Below are 26,804 nucleotides of genomic sequence, written 5' to 3' on the forward strand. Positions count from 1 at the left end.
TCGGCATTACACAGCGCGATTGATTCATTACATTTATCGCTCGGCAGTGAGGACATACTGGCCTCGAAGCGCACCCCCGCATGGGCCTGGAGCTCCTCGCCAAAACCCGCCTGCGCGTGGTCGAGGACACCACGCCCGATTCCATGATCGACCGTCGAGAACTCACCGCTTGACCTGCAACAGCAGGATTACGCGGCAGCCGGCTCATGCACCACGTCCGCTGGACGTGACCTATCTGTGAGGTGCCCTGGACCTTCCGGAAGGTCCAGGGCACCTCAGTCCTGGGAGTAGAGATCAGCGGATGGGCCGGGTCGCCCAGATCGGTGGTAGGTGGTGGGCCGGCCGGGTGGCGATGAGGTGGGCACGCAGGTGTCCGGTCATGGTGGCGGACAGGTTCAGGACTTCGGCCAGGCGGCGGAAGGTGAGGAAGTCGATTCCGCGTGCGGCGGCGTCGCGTTCGTAGGCGCGGGCCTCGTCGTCGATGTCCTTGGTGATGGCGGTGGGGCCGGCGGGCGGGGTCCTGGTGGCCTTGGCCCGTTCGTAGTCGATTTCGGAGAAGCCGCACAGGGTGCGCATGGTCTCTTCGGCCTGGTGCAGGGAGGTCGTGTGCCGCAGGGCCTGGGCCGGGGTGTTGATGGCCAGGGCTCGGGTGAGGGCGAGGCGGTGGACGTCGGAGCTGTGCTCGGTAAGGGCGACCGGTAGGCCGCCGTCCCGGATTTCGGCGGTGCCGCGGGCACCGCGCGCGGCTGCGGCCAGCAGGGCGGTCGCTTCGGAGGGGTGCCAGTCGAAGACATGGGCATGGCGCTCGGCATCGGCGCGGTGGAGGCGGGTGGCGATGCGATCGCCTGCCCGTGCCAGCACCTGGTCTTCCGGGATTTCGCCGTCGAGTCCCGGCCCGGCGATCAGGACGTCCACCGGGATCCCGATGTCCTGGCAGGCGGACAGCGCGAGCGCGTCGGCCAGGGGGCTGCGCAGCCCGGGTTCGTCGCCGTGGGCGAGGGCGTCCCCTCCGACGTCGATGATTTCGGCGCGGGGGGCGGCGAGCGAGGACGCAAGTTCACGGAGTTGGGTCCGCAGGCCCGTGGCGCCGCCGGTGGGGTCGAGGAGGACGAGGGTCGCGTCGATCTCGGCTGCGAGACGGGGCAGCGTGGACCCGGCCGGCGGGATCGGACGGGTGTCGGAGGTGATCGTGGTGACGTGCTCGCCGAGCCTGCGCAGGCCGGTGAAGTCGCTCGGGCTTCGGGGGCCGGGGAGCGGGTCGATGAGCAGGCGGTCCCAGGCGAGGGTCGCGATATGGGCGGGTTCGGTGCTGGTGGCGGTGTGGATGATGGCGGCGGCCAGGGAGTCGCCTCCGCCGCCGGCGGCCACGTAGAGCCGGGTCACGGGTTGCACTCTAGGTCCCGGGGCGTAGCCGATGGCCAGTAGGGTGGCCGGTGGCATTATCCACTTGTGAGTGAGGCAGGAGCGATGCCGGAGCTGGAGCAGGCCCTACCGAAGTACTTGCAGATCGCGGGACACATCCGTGACCGGATCCTGCGTGGTGATCTCCAGCCGGGAGACGAGGTCCCGTCCGAGCGGCAGATCGCGGCGGAGTGGAAAGTCTCGCGCCCGACCGCGACGAAGGCCCTCGAGGCGTTGCGGGTGCAAGGGCTGGTGGAATCCCGGCGCGGGTCGGGAACCTACGTGCTCAACCGGTATGACCTGCATCGGCGGGCGCGCGAACGATACCAGAAGGCGGATGAGACCGGCCGGATCTATCCGCCGAACGAGCGGGCGGAGATCGTGGCGGCCGAGATCGTCCAGGCGCCTCCGCATGTGGTCGAGGCGCTGGCACTGGACGGCGGGCAACGGGCGGTGCACCGGCACCGGATCACCTATCGCGATGATCGGCCGGTGGAGGTCTCCACGTCCTGGTACCCGGTGGCGATCGCGGACCGGGCGCCTCGGCTGACCGGGCGTGACCGGATCCGCGAGGGCACCCTCGCCTACGTGGAGAGCGCGACGGGCCGGCGGGCCCGGCACGCCTACGACCGGGTGGCCGCCCGGCTGGCTGGTGCGGAGGAACTGTCCGTGTTCGGCCTCTCCGGTCCGACGGCTGTGCTCGTCGTCCGGCATGTGGTGTTCGACATGGACGAACGGCCGCTGGAGTTCGCCGAGGCCGTGTACCCGCCCGACGCCTGGACCTACGAGCAGCAGTACACGATTCACTGAGCCCGGGCTGCCGGGTTCCTTGGAACCCCTTGCCGCTCCAAGTGGCCTATGCCACTCTACGAGAACTGGCCTATGCCACTATCCAGAAGGTCAAGTGGCCAGGTCATCCGAAGTACGGGCGGATCACCAGTGAGGTGAGATGAACGGAAGACGAGCGTCCAACGACTGTCCTCGGATCGGCTTGGCGGCCGTTGACCTGCCACGCGGCCTGGCCGGGACCCAGATCTGGCCGAACCGTCCGCCGATGGCGGTGGTGGAGCCGTGACCCCCGCTCAGGTGCGGGCGGCCGAGAGTAAGGTCCGGCATCTGTCCCTGCTGTCGAAGCTGCTCCGGAACCTGGTCGGGCTCGGCGTCCCGGACCTGCCAGGAGTGGCGGTGACCTTGCGGGACGCGGTCCCGCGCGTGCTGTTCACCGGCCCGAACCTGCTGATGGACGTCCAGGTCGGCGACGACGGGCGAGAGTTCGTCTGCCGACCGCCGATCGACACGGCCGCCCCGCTGGCGGTGACGGACGTTGCCGGGGCCGCAGAGGTCATCGCCGAAGTGCTGCGCTCGTGCGCCACGGACCAGCCCGCGGGCGAACAGCGATGACCACCGTAGCGACGGGCGAGGCCACGGCCGCTTCCGCCGTCCGGGAGTTACGGGCACGGTTTCCCGCGGCCGTAGTGTGGTTCGGCCCGTTCACCGGCCGGTGGTGGGCCATGGTCGGCACCGACCACGGCCCGCGCCTGGTGGAAGCGATCACCCCGGCCGAGTTGGGACGTGCGATCGCCTCCCCGGCGGCATGGCCCTGGCCGCGCCCCACGCCAAGGGGTGACGCAGAGCCAGAGCGGCACAGCCGCGGCGGCAGACCTGGAGGTCCCGGTGTACTGCCGAACGGGGTGTGGGCCTGGTGAGAACCCCACCATCCATCAAGCCGCATGAGTGAGCGCCCCCGCCCGGACGGCCATCCACGTGGCACCGCTTATGCCCACAGTGTGCTCGGCCGGTGAGAGAGCCGCCTCCCGGATCGGCCAGCCGAGGGTGCCTTCACCTCGTGGAGGATCCGCCGTGGCTGCGGAACCGGCGGTAGTTCCGTGCCGTCCGGGTCGGGATCGGCTCGGTCATTGTCAAGTGAGCTTGACATCGCGACGGGTGCCTTCTACCGTGTCAAGTGTACTTGACTTCGCGTTACAGGAAGGGCAGCTCGTGCAGGCACACGACGAGACCGGGGCCTATCAGGACTCGATCAAGACAACCGTTCGACTCGCACTCTGGACACTCGCCTGGGCGGCGACCCTCGCCCTGGCCAAGTTCGGTCCTGGGCTCTTGTGGGAATCGCGGCAATCGGTGGTGAGTTGGGCCGCGGTCGCCGTCAATCTCGTCGTCGGCATCGGATGGATCGTCGCCTTCGCGCGCTTTCTCCGAGCACAGGATGAGCTGCAGCGGAAGATCGTGCAGGATGCGCTGGTGGTCACCCTCGGAGTGGGGTGGGTCGGCGGGTTCGCCTACGTCGTCACGGACGCCGCCGACCTCGTCGTCCAGGACGTCAATATCGCGGTCTTCCCCGTGCTCCTGGGAGTCGTCTACTCGGTCGGCGTCCTCGTCGGCAAGATCAGGTACCGGTGAAGAACCGCATCAGGGACCTCCGGGCCGAACATGCCTGGACGCAGGCCGACCTGGCTCAGCGCGCCGGCGTGTCAAGGCAGACGATCAACGCGATCGAAACGGGGAAGTTCGACCCGAGCCTTCCGGTCGCCTTCCGCCTCGCCAAGCTGTTCGACCTGAAGATCGAAGAGGTCTTTCTCGACGACCAATGAAGCGTCCTGGATCTTCCGGGCGGATCGCGGGGATCGAGGGAAGGCCCAATGATGCGCACAGCCTATTTAGAATCATGAAATGCCTCATGAAGATCCGCCTGTACCCCCCGGCGTTAATCCCGAGATCCCATCAGCTGCCCGGATCTACGACCTTCTGCTGGGCGGCAGGGATAATTATCCCTCTGATCGCCAAGCCGTCGAAGAGATGAAGAGGGTCTACCCCGACAGCGGTGAAGGTGCCGCCAGGGGGAACCGTGCATGGTTGATCCGAGCCGTCCGCTATCTGGCGGGAGCCGGCATCGACCAGTTCCTCGATCTGGGCACCGGGTTGCCCACCCAAGAGAACGTGCACGAAGTCGCCCAGTCCATCGTCCCCGGCTCACGCGTGATGTACGTCGACAACGACCCGAGCGTCATTGCCCATGGGCGGGCGTTGCTCGCCGGCACCACCGTGATCATGCTTGAGGGTGACCTCGCCGATCCCGACTCGATCTTGCGTGCCGCCAGGGAGCACCTGGATTTCAGTCGCCCCGTCGCCGTCTTGTTCTCGGCGGTCTTTCATTTCATCAGCGATGAGCAGAGCCCGTCCCGGATCGTCGCGACCTTCGAGGACGCAGTCTGTTCTGGGAGTCACATCGCGATTTCCCATTTCACCAGTGACATCCTCGAAGAGGCGGACGATCTCGCGCGGGAGTACAGCAGTCGGGTCAGCGCCTCGTTGCACCCTCGTCCCTACGATGAGGTGACGAAGCTGTTCGCGGGTCTGGAGATGGTCGAGCCGGGCCTGGTGTACGTCAACCAGTGGCGTCCCCCAGAAGGCGTCGAGCTGGGGCACCCGACCACAGCTCCGATCTACGGGGGTGTGGGGCGTAAGCCCTGAGAACCGGGTCTGGTGTTGCCGGGCTGGGCGACACCACTTGTGCCCGTCGAACGGGGCGGCGGGGATTTGAACCGCAGTGCCCCGGAACGGTTGTCCGGCCCTCCTCGCGCCGCGGGTTCGAATTCCGCCCGGGTGGATGGACGATCGCGATGGCCTGCGCGGGCGGTGCGTCACATGGTGCGCAGGACCGAGACGACGATGCCCAGGATGGCGGCCTGATCGCCGTCGATCACCTCGTAGGCGGCGTTGCGCGGTTCGAGCAGGACGTGGCCGTCGCGCCGGCGGTAGACCTTGACCGTGGCCTCGCCGTCGATCATCGCGGCCACGATCTGCCCCGAGTGCGCTTCCTGCTGCTGGCGGACCACCACGATGTCGCCGTCGCAGATGGCCGCGTCGACCATCGAGTCGCCGCGCACCCGCAGCGCGAACACGGTGCCGCGGCCGGTGAGGTCGCGGGGCAGCCGCAGCAGGTCGTCGACGTGTTCGTCCGCCACGATCGGGGTCCCCGCGGCGATGTCGCCGACCACCGGCACGGTCACCGAGCCGGCGTCCGGCTCCGCCCGCCCGGCTCCGGGCAGGAAGTCCCGCACGTCGATCGGCCGTGCCACGGTCCTGCCGCGCCGCACGAAGCCCTGATCCTCCAGGCTCGCCAGGTGCTTCGACACCGAGGACGAGGACCGCAACCCCACCGCGGCACCGATCTGCCGGACGCTCGGCGCGTACCCGTGCGCGGCGACCCAGTCGCGGATCGCCGCCAGGATCTGCTGCTGCCGCACCGGCAGGCCCGAGACGTCCAAGTGGTCGAACCGGTCAAGCTCGTCGTAGGCGCTCACCGCCCGAATCATAGGCCCTGGCCTGGGTGATCCCACGGCGTTCCGTCCTTCCGCGCCGGAACGCGTCGGGGGCTCCCGCGGGTGGCCGGGGTCTCAGGCGGGCCGGGCGGCGAGTTCGGCCAGGCCGGGGGCGCCGGAGGGGGCGCGCAGCGCGATCTCCTCGCCGTCATGGGTGGTCAGCCCGACGCCGTACAGCCCGGCCGGGCCGTCGACGAACCGGAGCGGGAGCGCGGTGAAGGTCTCGGTGCCGATGTGCTCCTCGAGGTGGGCGGGGTCGCCGCCCACCTCGAGCCAGGAGATCTCGTGTAGCGGGCGCTCGTGGGTCAGCGGAGCGCGGCGGGCGGGGTGCTGCTCCAGGTCCGGGTGGAAGTACCAGTTCGGGAGTCCTCGGGCCCACGTCACCGCGGCGTTCCCCGGCGCCATGACCGTGGTCGTGGTCGTGCCGTCCGGCCGCCGGGCCCCGGGAGCGGTCACCACCTCGCCGCCGAAGCGCCGGGCGACGTCTTCGAGGTCCGCGCGGCTGCGGGCCCGCAGGTTCCAGGTCATCCAGTGGTCGCCGCGGCGGGTCGTCTGCTCGAACCAGGTGCGGAACGCGTCGACCCCGGGCGGCAGGTCGGCGTGGTGGTCGATGACCGACTCGACGTTGACGTACGCGTCGCCCGGCAGGGGGATGGTGCGGTGGGCGGTCGGCATGGTGTCCAGCCATCCGCCCTCGTGGCTGCGTAGCCCGGTTTCGGTGCGCAGCCGTTCGGCGCTCGCGTAGAGGTGTCGTACGCCGAGCGTGCAGTGGTCCAGGTCGTAGACAGGCACGGGGTCCTCCGCCACGCTTGAAGCGTTGCTTCCAAAATAGATTTGAAAGCAAACCTAAAGTTGGGAAGGTGCGATGTCAACCGACGGTCCGACTCTCGACGAGGGCGTGCGCGAGATGATCCTGCTGATGCCGCGGCTGGTGGCGCGGGCGAAGCGGACGCCGATCCCGGAGCGGCTCCGTGACTTCGCGCTCACGCCCCGGCACCTGTCCCTGCTGGCCCTGCTGCTCTACGACGGGCCCACCACGGTCAAGGAACTCGCCGGCCGGCTCCAGCTCGCCTCGACGACGGTCAGCCTGATGGTGGGTGACCTGAGCCGCCAGGGCATCCTGCGGCGACGCGAGGACGAGCAGGACCGCCGCCGGACCATCGTGAGCATCACCGACGCCCACCGCTCCGCGATCGAGGGCTGGCTGGGCACGGCGGCGGCGGCCTGGCGTACCGCGCTCCAGCCGCTGTCACCGGCCGAACGGGAGACGGTGATCGACACCCTGCTCACCTACGAGCGGGAGACGGCGGAACCGACCCGACAGCCCGACTGACCGCGCACCGCCCGCGCCCGTGTTCTCAGGCGGGGGACACCCCCGGGACCCGGTCCTGGACGGTGAACGAGGCCGCGGTGAAGACGGGGTCGTCGTGGACGCTGACCTTGTCCACGGCGCGGAAGTCGACGCGGAGTTCGTGGGCGTTCAGGTCGCAGAGCGCGTACCCGCAGTGCAGGTCGGCCCACTTGAGCGAGGGGTTGACGGTGCGGCGGATCTGGCGCGCCTCGTTGGCCGCGGGGTTGAAGTCCTGCGCGGAGCTGATGGACAGGGAGGTGAACTCGGCGCCGATGACCTTGGAGCCGGGGTCCAGGGTGTCGGCGTGGATGTCGGAGACGTACCCGCAGTGGACGTCCCCGGACAGCACGACGAAGTTGCGCACCGTCCTGCGGTCGAGCGACCTGGAGACGGTGTCGAAGAGGCGCTGCTGCGAGGCCTGGTAGCCGTCCCACGTTCCGGCGGAGAAGACGGCGGGCGCCTCGGGGTCGGCGGCGGTGTTCAAGCGTGCCATGAGGATCTGCTGGGGGACGATGTTCCAGCGTGCCGGTGTCCGGCCGAGGCCCGCGCGGAACCAGGACTCCTGCTCGTCACCGAGCATGACCAGCGAGGGGTCGCGCCGCGGCCCGGCGTCGACCACGGTGCCGGACACCATGGGGTCGCGGTACTGGCGGGTGTCCAGGACGTCGAACTGGGCGAGCGCGCCATGCCGGAACCGCCGGTAGAGGCGGGCGTCGGCACCCCGCGGCGGCCGGGGCCAGCGGATCGGCATGAACTCCCAGTAGGCGCGGTAGGCGGCCGCCCGCCGGTCGAGGTCGGGGGTGGCCCAGGACTCGTAGTCGTTGGAGATCTCGTGGTCGTCCCAGGTGAGGATCCAGGGGATCTCGCGGTGCGCGGCCAGCAGGTCCGGGTCGGTCTTGTAGAGGGCGTACCGCAGCCGGTACTGGTCGAGGGTGGTCGTGGTGGGGATGACCTCGGCGGGCAGGTCGGCGGGGATGGGGCGGCCGACGGCGAGCTGCTGGACGGGGTACTCGTAGATGTAGTCGCCGACGAAGAGCATCAGCTCGGCGTTCTGCTCGACGACGTCCCGCATCGTCTGGAAGTACCCGGCCCGGTAGTTCTGGCAGGACGCGACGGCGAACTTCAGCGGGCGCATGGAGTGGGCCGGGGGCATGGTGGTGGTGCTGCCGGTCTCGCTGAGGTGTCCCGCGGCGCGGAACCGGTACCAGTAGCGCCTGCCGGGCCGCAGGCCGCGCACGTCGACGTGGACGGTGTGCGAGGTGTCGGGGCTGGTGACGACATGCCCTCCCCGGACCGGCCGGCGGAACCGCGGGTCCTCGGCGATCTGCCATTCGACCTTCACCCGCGCGCCGTGGGGCAGCCCGCCGTTGGGCTGCAGGGGGTCGGGCGCGATCCGCGTCCACAGGACGACGGCGTCCTCGAGAGGGTCACCGGAGGCGACGCCCTGCGTGAACGGGTACCCGAGGGCGCGCGGGGTGGCGGCGGACGCCGGCGTGGGCAGGCCCAGGCTGAAGGCCAGCCCGGCCGCGCCACCCCCCGCGGCCCGCAGGAACGTGCGGCGCTCGAGGGGGTTGGACCGGGAGAAGGAGGGGCTGTCAGGCATGATCGGCAACGTAAGGCGCGATCATGACCTCACTCCATACGCCGAGTGACGTTCACGCGATCAAGATCTGGACAACAGGCGCAGAAGATGCTTAATCGGGCTAATGGTGTCAGGGCTTATCCAGCAAGTGGAGGTGTCCGATACCCGCCGATTGGACGGCGTGGGCTGCTTTCGCCATGATTTGCCGATGTGGTGCAAGCTGATCGAAGAGCACACCTCCCGGGCCGGGTTCGCCTCTCCGGCCACGGAACGGGAACTGCACCGGGTCGAGGAGTCGCTGGGGCATCTGCTGCCCGAAGAACTGGCCGAACTGCTCGGTGAGACCAACGGCGTGATCGACGCCAACGGCTACAACCTGGTCTTCTCCGCCGAACAGCTCCTCCAGGGCAATCTGGAAATGCGCACCTACCCCGCCTTGAAGCGGCTCTACATGTCCTTCGACCAGTTGCTGTTCTTCTCCGACGCCCCCGGCGACGGCAGCCTGTTCGCCTACGCCCTCGTCCCCGAGGGCAGGCCGGACATCTTCGTCTGGGACCACCGCACCGACAACCGCCGTTGCGTCGCGCCGTCCCTGGAACACTTCATCCAGGCATGGCTCACCGGCCGCATCCAGCTGTGACCCGCCCGGAGCGCGAGTGGCCTCCGCACCCAGTGGCCTGCTGGTCACTTCAGGCCGACCGTGCCGTGGGGGGAACCTTGGTGGCCTGCGCGATGCGGGTGCCTCTGGCCATGATCGACAACACGGCGGCGACGGCGCATATCGCCGCTCCGCCCCACCAGGCGTGGGTGTAGGTGCCGAAGGTGTCCCGGGCGACGCCGGCGCCGAACGCGGCGGCGGCGGCGCCGATCTGGTGGGAGGCGAACACCCAGCCGAAGACGATCGTGCCGCGCTCGCCGAAGATCTCACGGCACAGCGCCGCGGTGGGGGGAACGGTGGCCACCCAGTCCAGGCCGTAGATGACGACGAACAGGATCATGCTCGGGTGCACCTGGTCCGACAGCAGCCAGGGCAGCAGGAGCAGGCCCACTCCCCGGAAGGCGTAGTAGGCGGCCAGGAGCTTGCGCGGGTCGAACTTGTCGGTCAGCCAGCCCGAGGCGATCGTGCCGGCGATGTCGAAGATCCCCACGAGGGCCAGCAGGCCCGCCGCCGTGGTGGTGGGCATCCCGTGGTCGTGGGCCGAGGGGATGAAGTGGATGCCGACGAGCCCGTTGGTGGTCGCCCCGCAGATCGCGAACGCGATCGCCAACGCCCAGAACGCCCGGTGCCGGACCGCGAAGGCCAGACCTTCGAGGGCGCGCCGGACCGCGCCGCCCACGGCACGCGGTGGGGCGAGGTAGCCCGCCGGGTCGGCGCCGTAGGGCAGGACGCCACGATCTTCGGGGTGGTCGCGGATGACCAGCCACACCAGCGGCACGGCGACCAGCGCCGCCGCGGCGATGACCAGGGAAGCCGGTCGCCACCCGATGTTCTCGGCCAGGGCGGCCACGGGCGGCAGGATCACCAGCTGTCCGGTCGCCGATCCGGCGGTCAGCACGCCCATGACGAGGCCGCGGCGTTCGACGAACCACCGGTTGGCGATGGTCGCGGCGAACACCAGTGCCATCGCCCCGGTGCCCGTGCCGATCAGCAGACCCCAGAAGACCAGCAGGTGCCAGGAGGCCGTCATGAGGACGCTGCCGGCGGCGCCGAGCGCCACCAGGGACAGGGCGGCCGAGACGACCTGGCGCATGCCGAAGCGGTCCATCAGCGCGGCGGCGAAGGGCGCGACGAGGCCGTAGAGCACCAGGTTGATGCTCACGGCCAGCGAGATCGCGCTCATCGACCAGCCGAACTCGTGGTGCAGCGGCACCATCAGCGCACCGGGAGCGGCGCGGAAGCCCGCGGCCCCCAGCAGTGCCAGGAACGCGACGGCCGCGACCCACCATGCCGGGTGGACACGGGGTGCGCGGGCGCGTACGGGGGATTTCGGCGACATACCAGCTGACTTTCTTAAAAGAAGCTATATCCTGGCGGTCACCCTACTCGGGACGTGAGGTGACGGGGAAGGCGATGCCCCTGCGATCCGATTGGTCCGACGAGCTGTGCCCGATCCGCCGCGCACTCGACGTGCTCGGCGACGGATGGGTGCTGCTGATCATCCGCGACGTGCTCCACGGCCGCGGCCGGTTCGACTCGCTGCGCGACAATCTCGGCATCTCCGAGGCGGTGCTCAGCCGCCGGCTGCACGCCATGGTCGATGCCGGCCTGCTGGTGCGCGTCGAATACGACAGCGGTGGACGCACCCGTCAGGGGTACGCGGCGACCGAAGCCGCGGCGGAACTGCTGCCGGTGCTGCAACAGCTCGCGCTGTGGGGCGAGCGGCACACCGCCATGCCCGCGGGCGGCGGGCACATGGCCATGATCCATCGGACCTGCGGCAACGAGACCACGCAGGGGCAGGTGTGCAGCGCCTGCGGCGAGGTCCTCGTCCCCGAGCACATGACCTGGGTCAAACCCTGGAAGAACGCGCGTGACGCGCTGGTCCCCGCGGGCGTCCTGGGCGAACCCTGACGGGCGGCTGAGTCCCTAGTGTCAGGGCGGGAGTGAACCCGGGGTTTTGGTAGAAAAGTGCTAGCCGTGCGGCTAGGAATTGTCTAGCCGGGCGGCTAGACGCTGTCGGTTGCAGGTCGTTAACCTCGGGCCACCATTCAGCAGGAACCGCTTCCTGGGCGCAGGGCCGTCCGGGCCACCCACCCCACCGTCCTGCGAGTCGCGGGACCAGATCGCCCGAGAACAGTTCCTTTCCGGTCGTGCCGGGTCGAGGCCGCACGCCGCGTCCTGCCCCACCCAACGTTTGGAGCGTCATGTCCACGATCAGTCGTCGCTCGCTGCTCACCGGCGCCACGGCCGCTGCCGGGCTGTCGGTCGTGGGAGCGCAGAGCGCCCGGGCCTCGTCGCGCAGGCGGGTTCCGGTGACGCGCGAGGAGCAGCGCCTCGTGATCATCGGTTCGGGTTTCGGGGGCGGCGTGGCGGCCCTGCGGTTCGCGCAGGCCGGAGTGCCGTCCCTGGTCCTGGAACGCGGCCTGTGGTGGCGTACCGGCCCGAACGCCGCGACCTTCCCGCGCGCCTCCGGCATCGACAAGCGCGCGTTCTGGATGGGCATGTCCTTTGAGATCTTCGGGATCCGGACACCGCAGCTGGACCCCTACCTCGGGCTCCTGGAGGCGGTGGAGGGCGAGAACATGAACATCGTCTGTGCCGCGGGCGTCGGTGGCGGCTCGCTGGTCTACCAGGGCATGACCCTCCAGCCCTCGCGGGAGATCTTCAACGCCACCATGCCCGAGCAGATCGACTACTCCGTGATGGACAGCGTCTACTACCCGCGGGTCGCGCGCATGCTGAAGATCCAGACCGCCCCCGACGAGCTGATCAACAGCCAGACCTACCTGCCGTCGCGCATCTTCGGCCGCAACGTCGAGCGCGCGGGCTACTCGCTGTCGAAGATCCCGATGCCGATCGACTGGAACTTCGCGCTGCGCGAGCTCAAGGGCGAGATGAAGCCGTCCTACACCAACGGTGACTGCGCGCTGGGCGTGAACAACGGCGGCAAGCACTCGGTGGACGTCACCTACATCGCCGCCGCGCAGGCCACCGGCCTGGTGACCGTCGCGACCCAGCACAACGTCACCGACGTGGAGATGGCCAAGGACGGCCGCTGGGTGGTGCATGTCGACCGCCTCAGCACCGAGGGCGAGGTGCTGGAAAAGAAGATCATCACCACGAAGTCCCTTGTCATGTCCGCCGGCCAGGTCAACACCACCAAGCTGCTGATGCGCGCGGCCGCCAAGCGGAAGATCCCGGACATGCCCGACGGTCTGGGCACCAACTGGGGCTCGAACGGCGACCGCATCTACGTCTGGACCAACCTCGCCGACGACTTCGGCGTCCCGCAGGGCGGCCCGGTCGTCTACGGCAGCAAGGACTGGGGTTCCCCCGCCACCGCCAACACGGTCATCCAGGCGTCCCTCCCGCCGCTGCCGGTCAACCTGCGCTCCACCATGATGGTCGGCTTCGGCGTCAGCCAGGGCCGTGGCCGCTTCACCTACAACCCCTTCAGGGACGACGTCGTCCTGCGCTGGCCCAAGGACGGCGACAAGGCGGTGCACGCGAAGATCCACGAGCGTGCCACGAAGATCGCCGGACCGGCCTCCCTGCTCATCGACACCAACGCGGTCGTCCCCTCCACCTGGCACCCGCTGGGCGGCGCCTCCATGGGCGTCGTCTGCGACCTCGCCGGCCGCGTGCAGGGCCACCGCGGCCTCTACGTCCTCGACGGCGCCCTGATGCCCGGCACCACCGCGGCCTGCAACCCCTCCATGACCATCGCCGCCCTGGCCGAGCGCGCCGCCGACGAGCTCGTCGCCAGCGACGTGGGCACGATCATCTGAGGTGGTGTTCAGGTGGCTCGTGGGGCCTTCCGCAGGCGGAAGGGCCGGCTCGGGAGTCCCCACGCCCACCTCACCGCGGAACCACACCGCCGGCGTCCGCGGGCCCGGCGGCGGCCGTTCACCGTTCGGCAGCCTTGACGTCACCATCTGGTCATCTTTCATGAAGGGGAATGTCGGCGTTCGGACGCCTTTATCGTCAGTGGTCGCGCGTAGGTTGAGGGCGTCTGCCGGAAGTGAGCACAAGGAGTTGCGGTGACGGCTGACCTCCCGCGCGTCGTCGTCGAGGAACCCTCGCTCAGCATCGCCCGCCCGCCCCGTTTCTGGGGCCCGCGCTTCGGCTGGCCGTTCGCGGTCACCGCCTGCGTCGCGCTGGTCGGCGCGGTGGCGCTGCTCGTCAACGCGCTCACACCGGTCGAGCAGGTCGTCACGGTCCGCGGCATCATGGCCTCCAAGCAGGACTTCTTCAACGACAGGGAAGTCCAGCGCTTATTGCTGGAGCACAACCTCCGCGTCGAAGTCACCGCCCGCGGCTCGGGCGAAGTCGCCTACGAGGTGCTCACCCAGAAGACCGAGCACTACGACTTCGCCTTCCCCTCCGGGCAGCCGGCGGCCGACCTGATCAGGAGCGAGCGCCGGAGGCGGGGCCTGCACACCCAGACGACGCGCCTGTTCACCAGCCCGATCGTGCTCGCCAGCTACCGGGAGTACGCCGAGACCCTGGTCGGGAACGGCGCCGCGAGCCGGCACTCGGGCGGGCCCGGCGGGGCGCTCTACTACACGCTGGACACGGCGAAGTTCGTCGAGCTGGGCAAGCAGGGCAGGACGTGGAACGACATCGGGATCGGTGACCACCCGAACCCGGACGGCACGAGCATCACGAACGGCAACCGCGTGCTCGCCCACAACTCCGGGGTGTGCCGGTCCAACTCCGGCGCCACGTACCTCGCCCTCGTCGCCTTCGTGGAGAACGGTGACGAGCCGGTACAGAGCGAGGCCGAGGTGGACCGGGTCGCCCGGGACGTCCAGCCGCTCATCACCGCGCTCGGCATGCCGGAGTCGGGCCTGTGGCAGTTCTACGTCACCCCGGAGGGCAAGAGCCGGGGGCCGATCGTCGTGGTGTACGAGCACCAGTTCTTCGCCTACCAGCAGGAGCACCGGCGCCGTACCGGGCGCACGGACACCGAGCGGGTGCTGCTCTACCCCAAGCAGGAGTTCCAGACCGATCCGGAGTACATCTCGCTCCGCCCGGGCGCCGGTGAGCGGCTCGGCCGGCTGCTGCTCACCGACCCGGCGCTGCGCCGGCGCATGATGGAGCTCGGCTTCCGGGTCATCGACGACACCGACGCCACCGGGACCGCACGGCTCTTCCAGCTGCTGGTCAGCCGCGGCGTGCCGAAGCCCGACGGGCGCACCGACTACACCCGCGCGGAGCTGCCGGAGCCGAACCTGCTGCAACGGCTGGTCGACACGGTCGGCAGGTGCCCCTGATGCGGCGCCCGCCGCGCACGTTCGCCGGCCTCGTGGCCGGCGCGATGCTCGTGCTGGGCGCCGCGTGCACCTCGGCCGAGCCGGACACGACGCTGCGGGTACTGGCCAGCGACGAACTCGCCGACCTGCGCCCGCTGCTCGGCGAGCTCCGGCGGGACACCGGGATCGAGCTCGTGCTCGACTACCGGGGCACCGTGGACGCCTCTACCGCGCTCGCGAAGGGCGGTGACGACCACGATCTCGCCTGGCTGTCCAACGACCGCTACCTGCAGCTCGAACTCCAGGAGCCGGGCGGGCGGCGGCTGCGGCCCCTGTCCACCCAGATCATGATGTCGCCGGTGGTCTTCGGCGCCCGGGCGGGGACCGCGGAGCGGCTGCGCCGCAACGCCCGGAACCCGAAGCTGTCCTGGGCGGACATCGCCGACGGCGCGGCCGAGGGGCTGGTGCGCTTCGGCATGGCCGACCCGCGCCATGCCGACAGCGGGCTCGCCGCCCTGGTGGGCGTGGCCACCGCGGCCGCCGGCACCGGCGGCGCGCTGCGGCCGCAGGACATCACCTGTGACCGGCTGCGCGGGCTGTTCTCCGGCCAGACGCTCACCGCGGCGTCGTCGAGCAAGCTCATCGATGCGTTCGTAGCGGATCAGGGCGAAGCCGACGCGCTGATCGGGTACGAGTCGACGCTCCTGTCCCTCAACGCGAGCGGGAGGCTGCGCGAGCCGCTGGAGATCGTCTACCCCGAGGACGGCATCGTGCTGTCCGAGTACCCGCTGCTGCTGCTCGACCCGTCGCGCCGTGCCGCGTACGACAAGGTCGTGGCCTGGCTGACCCGCACGGACACCCAGCGGAAGATCATGCAGCGGACGCTGCGCCGCCCCGTGAACCCCGGTGTGCCCCGCGACCCGCGGCTGCGCACGGAGATCGGCAACGCGCTGTACTTCCCGGACCGGCCCGAAGTCGTCGATCGGCTGCTGGCCGACTACGACCCGCGCGCGAGGCCACCGGGCCAGGTGATCTTCGTGCTCGACTACTCCGGGTCCATGCGGGGCGCGCGGGTCGAGGCGCTGCGGTCCACGTTCGAGGGGCTCGGCGGTGCGGACGGCTCGTCCACCGGCAGGTTCGTGCGGTTCTACCGGGGCGAGCGGCTCATCCTGATCCGCTTCGGCGGGGGTGTCCGGGCGGAGCGCGGCTTCACCATCGCCGGCCCCGGCGACGCCGAGGCCGTGCGCGGCTTCCTCGCGACCGAGGAGTTCGACCGGAGCACCGCCGTGTGGTCCGCGCTCGACCACGCGTACGGGCTCGCCGGCGAGCTGAAGCGCGCCGCCCCGGGCCGGCCGGTGACCATCGTGCTGATGACCGACGGCCTGAACAACGCCGGCATCGGGCTGGCGGAGTTCCTCCGCCGGTACCGGGCCCTGGCGCCGGCGGCCAGGGCCGTGCACACCTACACCATCCGCTTCGGCGAAGCCGACCCGGCCGAACTGGATCGGGCGGCGAAGGCGACCGGTGGCCGCATGGTGGACGCCAACGCGTCCTCGCTGGCCCGGGCCTTCAAAGAGATCCGTGGTTGTCGCTGACCCCAGGAGGTACGGATGCTGTGGCTGGGACTGATGACCGGCGGGGCCGCCGTTGTCGCGGGAGCGCTCTGCTACGCGTACATGATCACCGTGCGCCGGCACAGGTCGGCCTGGGCGGGCCGGCAGAAGCCGGGGATCTGCTTCTACCTCGACGAGGACAACGTCATGGACCTCTACCTGCAGGAGGAGTACCCGGACCTGCAACGCGAGGTCGAGGAGACGATCAGCCGCAGCACCGGTGCGGAGCTGCAGGTCCGGCCCGCTCCGGTGCGGGCGGGTGTGACGGCCGCGGCGGGCAGGGAGCAGGTCATCAGGTACATCAAGGACGAGGGGCCGATCACGGTCATCGGGCGCATCATCCGCGCCCTCGATGACGCGAACGACATCGTGTACGTCAACCTCTACAACCGCACGATCGGGCCGAACATCGGCCTGGACCGGGCGCTGGCGTGGACCCACGGCCCCGGGGCCGGGCGGGTGCGCGCGGCCCGGCTGCGGGAGCTCGACCCGTCGGCCTTCGTCTCGGTCACGGGACGGTTCAGGGTCACGGACAGGTCCGAGACGACGACCACGTTCTCCGCCCCGTACGGCGATCCCACGGAGTTCTCCGGCGACCTGCCGAAGGTCAGCGTCACCTGCGTCACCGCCCAGCTGCGCCGCGACGACGTGGCCGACGGCCCGTTCCCCGCGCGCTGCCTCGGCAAGATCAAGCACTGGGACCCCGACACCCGGCAACTGGTGATCTCTCCGGTCCTCGCCATCTTCCAATGACGTCCCGGCGCCGTCCGTGCTCCGGGGGAAGCCAGACCGGACGGGCGGCGGAGACCAGCCCGGACCACGCCCTCGACGGGACGCTCGAACCCCTTGATACCGGGCCGGACCGGCATGGCAGGATGTCCGGTGACATGGCCCCCTCGATGCCCCCCTCGCCCCCGCTCCGTCTGGTGCGCGCCGCGGTCTTCTCGGCCGTGTGCGTGATCCTGACGTCCCTGGGGCACCTGGTGGCCTCCGGGCAGCCGATGGCGCCGTGGGCGATCGGGCTGGGGTTCGCCGGGGTGCTGGGCTTCGCGCTGGTCCTGGCCGGGCACGAGCGGTCGCTCGCGACGATCACGGGCGGGTTGCTGCTGGGGCAGTTCGCGCTGCACGCGCTGTTCGTCGCCGGGCACGCCCATCACGCCGGTCATCAGGCGGTCGTCCAGGACGGCGGTACCGGCCCGGAGATGATGGCCGTGCACCTGCTGGCCGCGGTGGCGTCCGCGTGGTGGCTGCGCCGCGGGGAACGCCGCGCCTGGTGGCTGGCCCGGCTGGCGGCCCACCTGCTGGCCGTCCCGTTCTCGCTGGTCTTCAGCGTGCTCGGCCCCCCGGTGCGGGGGGTCGCCGCGGCACCGCCGGCCCCGCCGATCGCGCCGCCGGTCAGCAACGTGCTGCGGTACGTCCTGGTGCTGAGGGGTCCGCCGGTTCGCTCTCCGGCGCTCGGCTGCGGCTGAGCGCTCACCTCGCAGGCGGCCCGTCCGGGCCGCCTTCCTCCGCCCCGCGCCGCGCGGGGCGGCCGAGAGCGTTCGCAGAATCCGGAGTACCCCATGTCATCACGTGCCGTTTTCTCCCGCACCGCCCAGTTCGTTGCCGCCGTGGCCCTCGGGGCGGCGGCCCTCACCGGGTGCGGAAACGACAGCGACGGCGGGACCGCCGCCCCGGCGAGCACCCCCGCGAGCACCCCCGCCGCACCACTGACGATCACCGACCCGTGGGTCAAGACCGCGGACGAGGGCATGACCGCCGCGTTCGGCACCCTGACCAACACCACCGGCGCGGAGCTCACCATCGTGTCCGGCGCCACCCCGGCCTCCCCGAAGGTCGAGCTGCACGAGGTCGCCGGCACCGGCGGCGAGATGAAGATGCGGCCCAGGGAGGGCGGGTTCACCATCCCCGCCGGCGGCAGGCTCGAACTCAAGCCCGGCGGTTTCCACATCATGCTCATGGGCGTCACCAAGCCGATCAAGCCGGGTGACCAGGTCGCGTTCACCCTCACCCTCAAGGACGGGACCACCTTCCCCTTCACCGCCCTCGGCAAGGCGTTCAAGGGCGGGAACGAGAAGTACGTCCCGGGCCACTGATGGCCGAGCGCAAAGTGAGCCGGCGCGGGCTGCTCACCGGCGGCGCGGCCGCCGCCGGTGGGCTCGCCGCCGGCGGCTACGCCATCCGGCGATCCACCGAGCCGGCCGGGCCGTCCGGGCCGCCGGCGCTGCGCGCCGGCGGCCCGGCGCCGGCCGTCGAGCCGTTCCACGGCGTGCACCAGGCGGGCATCGCGACACCGCCCCAGACCTACGCGGCGTTCGTCGGCCTCGACCTGCGGCCCGGCACCTCCCGCGAGGCGCTGGGCCGGCTGATGCGGTTGCTGACCGACGACGCCCGCCGTCTCACGGCGGGCCGGGCCGGCCTCGCGGACGCCCAACCCGAACTGGCCGATCTCCCGGCCAGGCTGACCGTCACCTTCGGTTTTGGGCCGGGCCTGTTCGAGGCCGCGAAGCTGGAGCGGTCGCGGCCCGGCACCGAGCTGCCCCGGTTCCGCATCGACCGGCTGGAGGACCGGTGGAGCGGCGGCGACCTCCTCGTCCAGCTGTGCGCCGACGACGGCGTCACGCTCGCCCACGCGCTGCGGCTGATCGTCAAGGACGCCCGCGACTTCGGGACCGTACGGTGGACGCAGCGCGGTTTCCGCCGCGCGGCCCAGCCGCAGGGCCAGACGCAGCGCAACCTGATGGGCCAGCTCGACGGCACCGTCCAGCCCCCCGACCTCGACAGGTCCGTGTGGATCCGGGACGGCCCCGGCTGGCTGCGCGGCGGCACCCTCATGGTGCTGCGCCGGATCAGTATGGACCTGGAGAAGTGGGACGAGGCCGACGAGGGCGCCAAGGAGTTCGCGATGGGCCGCCGGATCAAGGACGGCTCTCCCCTCACCGGACGCGCCGAACACGACGACCCCGACCTGACGGCGGTCGACCGGCTGGGGTTCCCGGTCATCTCCGAGGTCGCCCACGTCCGGCTGTCGCGGGCCGCCGACCCGTCCCTGCGGATCCTCCGCCGCGGCTACAACTACGACGAGGCCATCGACGTCGACGGCGTCAGCGACTCCGGGCTGCTGTTCGTCTCCTACCAGGCCGACCTCGCCCGGCAGTTCGTCCCGATCCAGCGGCGCCTCGCCGAGACCGACCAGCTCAACCTGTGGACGACCCCCATCGGCTCGGCCGTCTTCGTCCTCCCGCCGGGCTGCGGCCCGGGCGGCTGGATCGGAGAGACCCTCCTCGGCTGAGCCCCGATACCCGCGCCCATCGGGCATCACCTCGTGGTGTCCGATGCGGCGTGTGGAGCTTGGTGGTGCGCCGGGGGATCTCGCTGGCGCCACTGAACCCGGCGCACCACCAAGACTGACCTCGGGCCATGCCCGGCGGAGCTGTGTACGAGCCGGTCGCCGTGTGATCCTGGTCCTCGGGTCAAGAGGTGATCGCAGGCCGGCCGGTACCGGGCTCGCCACCATTAACGCCCGCAGGCGGCTTCACCCGCGGCTCGAAGGCGGCCTGGGGACGAGGACCGGATCCGGCGTCACCTCGCGCCCGCGGGACCGGGCGGGAAGGCGGCCGCCCGGTGGGTTGCGAAGTCGGAGAGGACCTGTTCGCGGGTGCGGGCGTTCAGGTGGTCGACGTAGAGGCGGCCGTCGAGGTGGTCGGTCTCGTGTTGCAGGCAGCGGGCGAGCAGGCCTGTCCCGGTGACGGTGACCGGGGCGCCGGTGAGGTCGAAGCCGTGGCAGCGGGCGCGGTCGGGGCGGGGGACGGCGGCGCGGGCGCCGGGAACGGACAGGCAGCCCTCCTCGCTGTCGTCGAGTTCGCGGTCGGGGCCGGCGGGGAGTTCGAGGGTGGGGTTGACGATGACGCCCTTGACGTAGGTGTCGCCGGCGTCGGGGCAGTCGTAGACGAACACCCGCAGGTCGACCCCGATCTGGTTGGCGGCCAGGCCGACGCCCTGCGCGGCGTACATGCTGGCGAACATGTCCTCGGTGAGCCGGGCGAGGTCGGCGTCGAAACGTTCGACCGGCCGGCAGGGCCGGTGCAGCACCGGTGTGCCGACGAGGGTGATGGGGCGGGCGACGCCGGTCATGCCTGTACCTCTCCTGCGGGGTGAAGCGCTGCGTGGGTGAGCGGGCCGGTGGCGGAGGCCCGGAAAGCCGGCCCGGACATCGCGCAGGACGGCCCGCCAAGTTACTGCAACTAAGTTGCAACTACATATAGCATGCGATTAGTCGCCAGAGGGTGCGCGCGGACACGGGAGCCCCCCATGGATCGTTCACCAGGCCTCGAACTCCGTTCCTGGCACGGGCACGCCGTGCTGGAGGTGGCGGACACCCTCACCGGGCTGTACCGGGCGGCGTTCTGCGCGCCACCGTGGAACGAGCCTCCGGTCAGGGCGGTGATGTTCCGCGGCCGGCTGGTCACCGATGCCGAACGTCCCGGGTTCGTCGCCGTGACCGCGTGCCGGGAAGGCGTCCCCGTCGGATTCGGGACCGCGTGGACGACGCGGTCCCCGTTCCCCACCGATCGCCGCTACCCGGACATCACCGCGCGGCTGGGCGCCGAACGGGTGACGACCTGGCTGATCGGGAGCCAGGAGATCGACGAACTGGCCGTCAGCCCCGGCGCCCAGGGCCTCGGGGTGGGGACGGCGCTGCTGGAGACGTTGACCGCGTTCGCCGGCCGGGCCGGGAGCTGGCTGCTGACGTCCACCGCCTCGCCGCACACCGTGCCCTTCTACCGGGCCTGCGGCTGGCACCAGATCACCCGGATCACCGCGCACCCGTCCCTCGCGGTGTTCCTGTCTCCCGCGCACCCCGCCGGGCCGGCGCGGACGGGAGGCACGCGATGACGGCCGGCGAGGTGCCGGTCCCCGCCGGCCTGCACGCCCCGTACGGCAGGTTGGTCCGGGACGAGCAGTCCGATCTGGTGCTGTGCCATCTGTGCGGGCGCTGGTTCCGGGCGCTGGGCTCCCACGTGAAGGCCCACGGGCTCAGCGCCGACGAGTACCGGGCCGCCTTCGGTCTCTACCAGACCAGGGCGCTGGCCTCGGGGGAGGTGTCCAGGGCACGGGCCGAGATCCAGCGGGCCCGCTACCGCGACTCCGCGGACACCCGCCGGAACATGGCGGCCGGTCAGGTCATGGCCGGGTCGGGGCGGCTGACCCTGCTGGCCGCGGACGCGCGCCGCACCCGCCGCCCGGCCGCGCAGAACACCGACGAGCAGCGGTCCCGGCTCGCCGCGGGCCGCCGGACCATGGCGGAGTCGCGGGAGCGGCAGCTCGACGAGACGGTCGCCCGGCTGGGGTTCGCCGACCTGGAATCCTGCCTGCGCGGGCTGTACCAGCAACGGCAACTGGACCTCGACACCGTCCGCGCCGAACTGGGCATCGGCCGCGAACGGCTGCGTTCACTGCTCGCGGCCCACGGCATCGAGCCGCGCCGGCAGGGCGCCAACACCCGGGCCGGGCGCACGTCGCGCGCCCGGCTCAACGACGCCGAAGCCGCCGCGCGGGTGGGCGCCGCCGACCTGCACCGGTGGCTGGTCGAGCGGCGCCGGGAGGGGTGGACGCTGGCCCGGCTCGCCGACGCCGTCGGGCACAGCGTCCCGTGGGTCAGCGCGCGGCTTCGCCGGCCGGACTGATGCCGTCCCGGGACCACACCGAGGGGTTCCGGAGGCGACATGAGCCGAGGGCGCCTGACCGCCCGGCACGAGGATCGCGGCGGCCGGCCTTCCGATGCGGTTCCGCCACGTGGCCGTCGCGCCCTTCCTGGGCATGGACTGCCGTGGGGGACCGGCCGGGTGGTCGTGACCAGTCGTTGCAGGGGAGGCCGCACCATGGACCGCTTTCGCCCTTCCGCCGCGGCGTCCGCGACCACCGGTGGAGACGACATCGTGCTGCCGGAGAACTTCCTCTTCGGCACCAGCACGGCGGCGTACCAGATCGAGGGGGCGGCGGCCGAGGACGGCAAGGGCCCCAGCATCTGGGACACCTTCACCGCCGAGCCCGGCCGGATCGTGGACGGCGCCAGCGGTGCCGTCGCGTGCGACCACTACCACCGGTGGGCCGAGGACATCGAGCTGATGCGGCGGCTCGGCGCGGACGGCTACCGCTTCTCGATCGCCTGGCCGCGGATCCAGCCCACCGGCGGCGGCGCGGCCAACCCGGCCGGACTCGGGTTCTACGACCGTCTCGTCGACGCCCTGCTCGACGCGGGCATCCGGCCGATGGTCACGCTCTACCACTGGGACCTGCCGCAGGCGCTGGAGGACGGCGGCGGGTGGCTCGACCGCGAGACCGCCCTCCGCTTCGGGGAGTACGCCGCGATCATGGGTGATCTCCTCGGCGACCGGGTGACCCACTGGTGCCCGGTCAACGAGCCGAACGTGGTGACCCTGTACGGCTACGGGGAGGGCGTCTTCGCCCCGGGGAAGGCGCTGCTGCTCGACGCGCTCCCGGCGGCCCACCACCTGCTGCTGGCCCACGGGACGGCCGTCCAGGCGCTGCGGGCGTCAGGGGCCGGTGATGTCGGCACCGCGACCAGCCACTACCCGGCCTGGCCGCGCACCGGCAGCGACGCCGACCGGGCGGCCGCCGGATGCTTCGACACGTTGTGGAACCGGCTGTTCGCCGACCCGATCCTGCTGGGCCGCTACCCCGGGGGGTTGGGCGAGGCGATGCCGGGGCCGGTGGGGGAGGACCTCGCGCTGATCGCGCAGCCGCTCGACTTCTACGGCCTGAACTACTACCACCCGATGGGCGTCCGGGCGGCGTCCGAGGGCTCGCGGCTCCCGTTCGAGCGCGCGGACGTGCCGGGTTACCCGACCACCGACTTCGGCTGGCCGATCGTGCCGGAGGCGTTCACGGACCTGCTCGTCGAGATGGCGGAACGCTACCCCGGCCTACCGCCGATCATCGTCACCGAGAACGGCTGCTCCTACGCGACGGGGCCCGACGAGTCCGGCGTGGTCGACGACCGGCCGCGGATCGACTACCTCGACGCGCACCTGCGCGCCGTCGCGGCCGCGATCGGCCGCGGCGCCGACGTGCGCGGCTACTACTGCTGGTCGCTGCTGGACAACTTCGAGTGGGCGCACGGGTTCACCCAGCGGTTCGGGCTGGTCCACGTCGACTACGACACGCTGGTGCGGACGCCGAAGCGCTCCTTCGACTGGTACGCCGACCTGATCCGCGCCCACCACGGAACGACCGATTGAACACCCCGGCCGGGCCCCTCGGCCGCGCGCTGGCCGAGCCGACCGCGCCGGTCTCGAAGCTCTGGGTCCTGTGGCTGGTCCTGGCCGTCGTCGGTCTGTGGTCGAGCTTCTTCGGCCCGATCCAGGTGCTGCTGGCCCAGCAGGCCGAGGCGGTCGCACCGGACCACAAGGAGGCGGTGCTCTCCCTGGTGACCGGTGTCGGCGCCGCGGTGTCGATGGTGTGCACCCCGCTCTGGGGCGCGTTCTCCGACCGCACCACGTCGCGCCTGGGGCGCCGGCTTCCCTGGGTCGCCGGCGGTGTGGTCGGTGGCGTGATCGCGCTGGCGCTGCTCTCCCGGGCCGACTCGGTGTGGTCCATGGTGCTGGCGTGGGCGCTGGCGCAGGGATCGCTCAACGCGATGTTCGCGGCGATCGTCGCCACCGTCCCGGACCAGGTGCCCGCCCGGGAGCGCGGTGCGGTCGGCGGGGTCGTCTCCATCGCCCAGACCCTCGGGGTCATCGGCGGGACCGGCATCGCCGCCGCCACCGGCGGCGTCGCGGCCGGTTACCTCACCCTCGCCGGCGCGCTCGTCCTGACGACGCTGCCGTACGTCCTGGACTCGCGCGACATCCGGCTGCCGCGGGAACTGCGCCCGGAGCTGCGGTGGGGGCCGTTCCTGCGCGGCTTCTGGATCTCGCCGCGCGAGCACCCCGACTTCGCCTGGGCCTGGATCACCCGCTTCCTGATGATCTTCGGTAACGCGCTGCTGATTCTCTACCTGCTCTACTACCTCAAGGACGCGGTCGGCCTGGCCGCCGACCGGGCCGAGGACGGGGTCTTCCTGCTCACCGCCGTGTACGGCGCCTGCACGGTGGTCACGGCGTTCCTCGGCGGCCTGTGGTCCGACCGGACCGGGAAACGCAAGGCCTTCGTGACCGGGGCGGGCCTGATCGCCGCCGGAGCGCTGCTGCTGTTCGCCTTCGTCCCCACCTGGCCGGCGGCCTTCGCCGGGGCGATCGTCCTCGGGATCGGGTTCGGCGCCTACACCGCGGTCGACTTCGCCCTGATCACCCAGGTGCTGCCCGGGGCCGGCGCCCGGGGGAAGGACCTCGGAGTCATCAACATCGCCAACACGCTGCCGCAGGTGCTCGCCCCGGTCCTCGCCGCCGGCGTGATCGCGTTGGGCCTCGGCTACACCGTCCTCTACAGCCTGGCGGCCGTGGTGAGCGTCCTGGGCTCGATCCTGGTCGGGCGGATCAAATCCGTCGCCTGACCGGCGGCGCTCACGGGCCCGGCGCCGGGCGTTCGCCGGTAGCGGCCTCTCCGCTCATTGCTATCGACACAGTTCCGATATATCGTTGAGTCATCGGCAAATAGTCGAGACTCTTCAGTGATAGTCGAACGAGAGGAAGCGATCATGCATCGCGATCACGAACACCACCGCGGGCCCCGCCCGGAGGACGGGCGCCGCCGGCGCGGAGACTTCGACCCGTGGGGCCCCGGCGGCCGCCGGGGCGGCCGGCGCGGCGGGCGGACCCGCCGCGGCAACGTCAAGGCGGCCCTGCTGGCCCTGCTCGCCGAGCGGCCCATGCACGGCTACGAAATGATCAACGAGCTGGAGGAACGCACCAACGGTGTCTGGCGGCCCAGCCCCGGCTCGGTCTACCCGACCCTCCAGCTGATGGAGGACGAAGGGCTCGTCACCAGCCAGGAGCAGAACGGCAAGCGCCTGTTCACCCCCACCGAGAAGGGGACGTCCACCGCCGCCCTGGAACCCGAGCCCTGGCGCGAGGTCGCCGGCGGGGCGGGCGACGGCCGGCTGCGCGCCCGCGAGGCCGTCGGCCAGCTGGGCATGGCGCTCAAGCAGGTCATGGCCGCGGGCACCGAGGAGCAGCAGACCCGGGCCCTGGACGTCGTCGACGAGGCCCGGCGCAAGCTGTACGGCATCCTCGCCGAGGACTAGTGCGGCGATAATCAAGCACGTGGAGACAGCCGTCCAGTGGGTCCGCACGTCGTGGACCAAGCGGTCACGCGGTGGCGCCACCGACATTCGTGTCTTCCTCGGCGACCCCACCCACCACGTCAGCGAGCTCGGCTCGCTCCGCTGACGGTTTCGCGGGCCGGGGCTGGAGCGGCTTGCCCGGAGAATCCGCCCATGGGAGGGAGCGCGGATAGTCCGGCGGGAGTAGCGGCACCTGCGCCGAGCGTGGGACGACGGCGCGGGAGGGCGTGCCGAGGATGGCTGCCATGGCCGTCAAGGTTGTGGCAGGAGTCATGGACATGGTCAGTACCGCCGAGGTCCCGACGGAGGAGCGGTTCGCCTTCTGGCGCGAGGTGACCTCGAAGGTCTGGTTGCCGCTCGACGCACGCTGCGAAGCGCCCGGGGAAACCGGATTCCGGGCCCAGGTCGGTGTCGGCGGGCTCGGCCCCGTGCAGACGACGGTGCTGACCGCGACACCGCACTCGGTCCACCGCACGCCCGCACTGATCCGCCGGACCGATCCCGAGGCGTTCTTACTGACCTGCGCCGTGCACGGTCGCGGCATGCTGGGGGAGCAGGACGGCCGGTACGCGGACTACCACCTCGGGGACCTGGGGCTGTACGACAGCTCGCGCCCCTTCCTGGCCGGGCACGTGCCGGGGGTTCCGGCGAGCCAGCACCTGGGGCTGCAGTTCCCGCGCTCGTTGCTGCCGTTGCCGGAACGGGACCTGCGGCGGCTGACCGCGGTGCGCATCCCCGGCGACCGGGGCGTCGGAGCGCTGGCCTCGCAGTTCCTGCTGCAACTCGCCCGGCGCATGGACGAACTCAGCCCGTCCGACACCGCCCGGCTGTCCACCCTGGCCCTGGACGTGCTGACCGCGGCGCTGGCCCACGAACTGGACGCCCCCGGCGCGGTGCCCCCGCACGCCAGGCGGCGCGCGCTGATGGCCCGGATCCACGCCTTCATCCGGACGAACCTCGGCGACGCGCACCTGACCCCCGGCGCGATCGCCGCGGCACACCACATCTCCGTGCGCTACCTGCACAAACTGTTCCACCAGGACGGCCACACCGTCGCCGGCTGGATCCGCGGCCGCCGCCTGGAGCAGTGCCGCCGCGACCTGGCCGACCCCCGGCTGGCCGCCCGGCCGATCGGCGCGATCGCCGCCCGGTGGGGGTTCACCAGCCCCGCGCACTTCAGCCAGATCTTCCGCACCGCCTACGGCCTGTCCCCGAGCCAGTTCCGCGACCAGTGCGCGACAGTGCGCAGGACCTAAAGCCGTGTGCGCCCACCCGTAAGGACATGCCAGGCCACGGCCAGCACCCTCGAGTGAGGAAGACAAACCGGAACGAGAAAGCGAACGCCCACCGGTACCCG

28 protein-coding genes are annotated in these 26,804 nt (G+C 71.2%); 22 read left to right on the top strand and 6 right to left on the bottom strand.

Annotation, left to right across the window (positions count from 1 at the left end; translation table 11 throughout):
* Positions 1-294: 294 nt before the first annotated feature.
* The gene (locus DPM19_RS01230; protein WP_199484766.1) at positions 295-1,383 is read right to left on the bottom strand and encodes a DUF1152 domain-containing protein; all 1,089 of its coding nucleotides are present in this window, start codon (positions 1,381-1,383) and stop codon (positions 295-297) included.
* A gap of 66 nt (positions 1,384-1,449) precedes the next feature.
* On the opposite strand from DPM19_RS01230, the gene DPM19_RS01235 reads away from it, so the two are divergent.
* The 5 genes from DPM19_RS01235 (at position 1,450) to DPM19_RS01260 (ending at position 4,890) form a co-directional block, all read left to right on the top strand.
* Positions 1,450-2,211 (top strand): GntR family transcriptional regulator, encoded by a 762-nt coding sequence (locus DPM19_RS01235; RefSeq protein ID WP_199484767.1) that lies wholly within the window; start codon positions 1,450-1,452, stop codon positions 2,209-2,211.
* A gap of 261 nt (positions 2,212-2,472) precedes the next feature.
* Positions 2,473-2,802, top strand: coding sequence for a hypothetical protein (locus DPM19_RS01240; protein WP_146778712.1), 330 nt, complete (start codon positions 2,473-2,475; stop codon positions 2,800-2,802).
* A gap of 597 nt (positions 2,803-3,399) precedes the next feature.
* Entirely contained in the window at positions 3,400-3,819 is a 420-nt protein-coding gene (locus DPM19_RS01250) for a hypothetical protein (protein WP_111862873.1), read from the top strand.
* Positions 3,816-4,010 (top strand): helix-turn-helix transcriptional regulator, encoded by a 195-nt coding sequence (locus tag DPM19_RS01255; protein ID WP_111862874.1) that lies wholly within the window; start codon positions 3,816-3,818, stop codon positions 4,008-4,010. Before DPM19_RS01250 ends, DPM19_RS01255 begins: the two co-directional genes overlap by 4 nt.
* A 79-nt stretch (positions 4,011-4,089) precedes the next feature.
* Entirely contained in the window at positions 4,090-4,890 is an 801-nt protein-coding gene (locus DPM19_RS01260; protein ID WP_111862875.1) for an SAM-dependent methyltransferase, read from the top strand.
* A 170-nt stretch (positions 4,891-5,060) separates the two neighbouring features.
* On the opposite strand, the gene lexA is transcribed toward DPM19_RS01260, so the two are convergent.
* Complete coding sequence (gene lexA, locus DPM19_RS01265) at positions 5,061-5,732, bottom strand: transcriptional repressor LexA (RefSeq protein ID WP_233509823.1); 672 nt, start codon at positions 5,730-5,732, stop codon at positions 5,061-5,063.
* A gap of 84 nt (positions 5,733-5,816) precedes the next feature.
* A complete protein-coding gene (locus DPM19_RS01270; RefSeq protein ID WP_158566669.1) occupies positions 5,817-6,533 on the bottom strand; it encodes a VOC family protein in 717 nt (238 codons plus the stop codon).
* Between the two features lie 73 nt (positions 6,534-6,606).
* On the opposite strand from DPM19_RS01270, the gene DPM19_RS01275 reads away from it, so the two are divergent.
* The gene (locus tag DPM19_RS01275; protein WP_111862877.1) at positions 6,607-7,074 is read left to right on the top strand and encodes a MarR family winged helix-turn-helix transcriptional regulator; all 468 of its coding nucleotides are present in this window, start codon (positions 6,607-6,609) and stop codon (positions 7,072-7,074) included.
* Between the two features lie 25 nt (positions 7,075-7,099).
* Here the strand turns inward: DPM19_RS01275 and DPM19_RS01280 are convergent, their stop codons facing one another.
* Positions 7,100-8,695 (bottom strand): alkaline phosphatase D family protein, encoded by a 1,596-nt coding sequence (locus DPM19_RS01280; protein WP_146778713.1) that lies wholly within the window; start codon positions 8,693-8,695, stop codon positions 7,100-7,102.
* Between the two features lie 187 nt (positions 8,696-8,882).
* Between DPM19_RS01280 and DPM19_RS01285 the strand changes: the two genes are divergently transcribed.
* Positions 8,883-9,314: an SMI1/KNR4 family protein gene (locus tag DPM19_RS01285; protein WP_158566670.1), complete on the top strand. Its 432-nt coding sequence runs from the start codon at positions 8,883-8,885 to the stop codon at positions 9,312-9,314.
* 49 nt (positions 9,315-9,363) lie between these two features.
* On the opposite strand, the gene DPM19_RS01290 is transcribed toward DPM19_RS01285, so the two are convergent.
* Positions 9,364-10,671: an MFS transporter gene (locus DPM19_RS01290; RefSeq protein ID WP_111862880.1), complete on the bottom strand. Its 1,308-nt coding sequence runs from the start codon at positions 10,669-10,671 to the stop codon at positions 9,364-9,366.
* Between the two features lie 74 nt (positions 10,672-10,745).
* Between DPM19_RS01290 and DPM19_RS01295 the strand changes: the two genes are divergently transcribed.
* The 8 genes from DPM19_RS01295 to DPM19_RS01330 all read left to right on the top strand — a co-directional run bounded on the left by DPM19_RS01295 (position 10,746) and on the right by DPM19_RS01330 (position 19,495).
* Positions 10,746-11,246, top strand: a complete 501-nt coding sequence (locus DPM19_RS01295; RefSeq protein WP_111862881.1) for a winged helix-turn-helix transcriptional regulator — start codon at positions 10,746-10,748, stop codon at positions 11,244-11,246.
* 293 nt (positions 11,247-11,539) lie between these two features.
* The gene (locus DPM19_RS01300; RefSeq protein WP_111862882.1) at positions 11,540-13,123 is read left to right on the top strand and encodes a GMC oxidoreductase; all 1,584 of its coding nucleotides are present in this window, start codon (positions 11,540-11,542) and stop codon (positions 13,121-13,123) included.
* A 252-nt stretch (positions 13,124-13,375) separates the two neighbouring features.
* Complete coding sequence (locus tag DPM19_RS01305) at positions 13,376-14,611, top strand: hypothetical protein (protein ID WP_199484768.1); 1,236 nt, start codon at positions 13,376-13,378, stop codon at positions 14,609-14,611.
* Positions 14,611-16,185 carry a substrate-binding domain-containing protein gene (locus DPM19_RS01310; RefSeq protein ID WP_111863334.1) on the top strand — a complete coding sequence of 525 codons (1,575 nt, stop codon included), beginning with the start codon at positions 14,611-14,613 and terminating at the stop codon, positions 16,183-16,185. The genes DPM19_RS01305 and DPM19_RS01310 overlap by 1 nt, the downstream gene beginning before the upstream one ends.
* A gap of 15 nt (positions 16,186-16,200) precedes the next feature.
* Positions 16,201-16,956, top strand: a complete 756-nt coding sequence (locus DPM19_RS01315; protein WP_111862883.1) for a hypothetical protein — start codon at positions 16,201-16,203, stop codon at positions 16,954-16,956.
* 134 nt (positions 16,957-17,090) lie between these two features.
* Positions 17,091-17,672 carry an MFS transporter gene (locus tag DPM19_RS01320; protein ID WP_111862884.1) on the top strand — a complete coding sequence of 194 codons (582 nt, stop codon included), beginning with the start codon at positions 17,091-17,093 and terminating at the stop codon, positions 17,670-17,672.
* Between the two features lie 93 nt (positions 17,673-17,765).
* The gene (locus DPM19_RS01325; RefSeq protein ID WP_111862885.1) at positions 17,766-18,299 is read left to right on the top strand and encodes a copper chaperone PCu(A)C; all 534 of its coding nucleotides are present in this window, start codon (positions 17,766-17,768) and stop codon (positions 18,297-18,299) included.
* A complete protein-coding gene (locus DPM19_RS01330) occupies positions 18,299-19,495 on the top strand; it encodes a Dyp-type peroxidase (protein ID WP_111862886.1) in 1,197 nt (398 codons plus the stop codon). The genes DPM19_RS01325 and DPM19_RS01330 overlap by 1 nt, the downstream gene beginning before the upstream one ends.
* Positions 19,496-19,785: 290 nt before the next feature.
* Here the strand turns inward: DPM19_RS01330 and def are convergent, their stop codons facing one another.
* A complete protein-coding gene (gene def / locus DPM19_RS01335; protein WP_111862887.1) occupies positions 19,786-20,337 on the bottom strand; it encodes a peptide deformylase in 552 nt (183 codons plus the stop codon).
* A gap of 177 nt (positions 20,338-20,514) precedes the next feature.
* Here def and DPM19_RS01340 point away from each other — a divergent pair, with 177 nt between their 5' ends.
* From DPM19_RS01340 to DPM19_RS01365, 7 genes are all read left to right on the top strand, one after another.
* Entirely contained in the window at positions 20,515-21,099 is a 585-nt protein-coding gene (locus DPM19_RS01340; RefSeq protein ID WP_111862888.1) for a GNAT family N-acetyltransferase, read from the top strand.
* Positions 21,096-21,890, top strand: a complete 795-nt coding sequence (locus DPM19_RS01345; protein ID WP_111862889.1) for a MucR family transcriptional regulator — start codon at positions 21,096-21,098, stop codon at positions 21,888-21,890. The genes DPM19_RS01340 and DPM19_RS01345 overlap by 4 nt, the downstream gene beginning before the upstream one ends.
* Positions 21,891-22,085: 195 nt before the next feature.
* On the top strand, positions 22,086-23,465 hold the full coding sequence (locus DPM19_RS01350; RefSeq protein WP_111862890.1) for a GH1 family beta-glucosidase: 1,380 nt from the start codon (positions 22,086-22,088) through the stop codon (positions 23,463-23,465).
* Entirely contained in the window at positions 23,462-24,718 is a 1,257-nt protein-coding gene (locus DPM19_RS01355) for an MFS transporter (protein WP_111862891.1), read from the top strand. Before DPM19_RS01350 ends, DPM19_RS01355 begins: the two co-directional genes overlap by 4 nt.
* Positions 24,719-24,862: 144 nt before the next feature.
* Complete coding sequence (locus DPM19_RS01360; protein WP_111862892.1) at positions 24,863-25,408, top strand: PadR family transcriptional regulator; 546 nt, start codon at positions 24,863-24,865, stop codon at positions 25,406-25,408.
* A gap of 19 nt (positions 25,409-25,427) precedes the next feature.
* Complete coding sequence (locus DPM19_RS36705) at positions 25,428-25,553, top strand: hypothetical protein (protein ID WP_267900858.1); 126 nt, start codon at positions 25,428-25,430, stop codon at positions 25,551-25,553.
* Between the two features lie 139 nt (positions 25,554-25,692).
* On the top strand, positions 25,693-26,703 hold the full coding sequence (locus tag DPM19_RS01365; RefSeq protein ID WP_199484770.1) for a helix-turn-helix domain-containing protein: 1,011 nt from the start codon (positions 25,693-25,695) through the stop codon (positions 26,701-26,703).
* Positions 26,704-26,804: the final 101 nt, after the last annotated feature.

The sequence above is a fragment of the Actinomadura craniellae genome, from assembly GCF_003289645.1.
Lineage (GTDB): Bacteria > Actinomycetota > Actinomycetes > Streptosporangiales > Streptosporangiaceae > Actinomadura_D > Actinomadura_D craniellae.

Excerpts from the sequence above, each read along its gene's own strand:
- DPM19_RS01360 (WP_111862892.1), top strand. The coding sequence starts at position 24,863 with ATGCATCGCGATCACGAACACCACCGCGGGCCCCGCCCGGAGGACGGG.
- DPM19_RS01310 (WP_111863334.1), top strand. The coding sequence starts at position 14,611 with ATGCGGCGCCCGCCGCGCACGTTCGCCGGCCTCGTGGCCGGCGCGATG.
- DPM19_RS01350 (WP_111862890.1), top strand. The coding sequence starts at position 22,086 with ATGGACCGCTTTCGCCCTTCCGCCGCGGCGTCCGCGACCACCGGTGGA.
- DPM19_RS01365 (WP_199484770.1), top strand. The coding sequence starts at position 25,693 with ATGGCCGTCAAGGTTGTGGCAGGAGTCATGGACATGGTCAGTACCGCC.
- DPM19_RS01295 (WP_111862881.1), top strand. The coding sequence starts at position 10,746 with ATGCCCCTGCGATCCGATTGGTCCGACGAGCTGTGCCCGATCCGCCGC.
- DPM19_RS01315 (WP_111862883.1), top strand. The coding sequence starts at position 16,201 with ATGCTGTGGCTGGGACTGATGACCGGCGGGGCCGCCGTTGTCGCGGGA.
- DPM19_RS01325 (WP_111862885.1), top strand. The coding sequence starts at position 17,766 with ATGTCATCACGTGCCGTTTTCTCCCGCACCGCCCAGTTCGTTGCCGCC.
- DPM19_RS01280 (WP_146778713.1), bottom strand. The coding sequence starts at position 8,695 with ATGCCTGACAGCCCCTCCTTCTCCCGGTCCAACCCCCTCGAGCGCCGC.
- DPM19_RS01300 (WP_111862882.1), top strand. The coding sequence starts at position 11,540 with ATGTCCACGATCAGTCGTCGCTCGCTGCTCACCGGCGCCACGGCCGCT.
- DPM19_RS01320 (WP_111862884.1), top strand. The coding sequence starts at position 17,091 with ATGGCCCCCTCGATGCCCCCCTCGCCCCCGCTCCGTCTGGTGCGCGCC.
- DPM19_RS01260 (WP_111862875.1), top strand. The coding sequence starts at position 4,090 with ATGCCTCATGAAGATCCGCCTGTACCCCCCGGCGTTAATCCCGAGATC.
- DPM19_RS01330 (WP_111862886.1), top strand. The coding sequence starts at position 18,299 with ATGGCCGAGCGCAAAGTGAGCCGGCGCGGGCTGCTCACCGGCGGCGCG.
- DPM19_RS01275 (WP_111862877.1), top strand. The coding sequence starts at position 6,607 with ATGTCAACCGACGGTCCGACTCTCGACGAGGGCGTGCGCGAGATGATC.
- DPM19_RS01345 (WP_111862889.1), top strand. The coding sequence starts at position 21,096 with ATGACGGCCGGCGAGGTGCCGGTCCCCGCCGGCCTGCACGCCCCGTAC.
- DPM19_RS01340 (WP_111862888.1), top strand. The coding sequence starts at position 20,515 with ATGGATCGTTCACCAGGCCTCGAACTCCGTTCCTGGCACGGGCACGCC.
- DPM19_RS01285 (WP_158566670.1), top strand. The coding sequence starts at position 8,883 with ATGTGGTGCAAGCTGATCGAAGAGCACACCTCCCGGGCCGGGTTCGCC.
- def (WP_111862887.1), bottom strand. The coding sequence starts at position 20,337 with ATGACCGGCGTCGCCCGCCCCATCACCCTCGTCGGCACACCGGTGCTG.
- DPM19_RS01290 (WP_111862880.1), bottom strand. The coding sequence starts at position 10,671 with ATGTCGCCGAAATCCCCCGTACGCGCCCGCGCACCCCGTGTCCACCCG.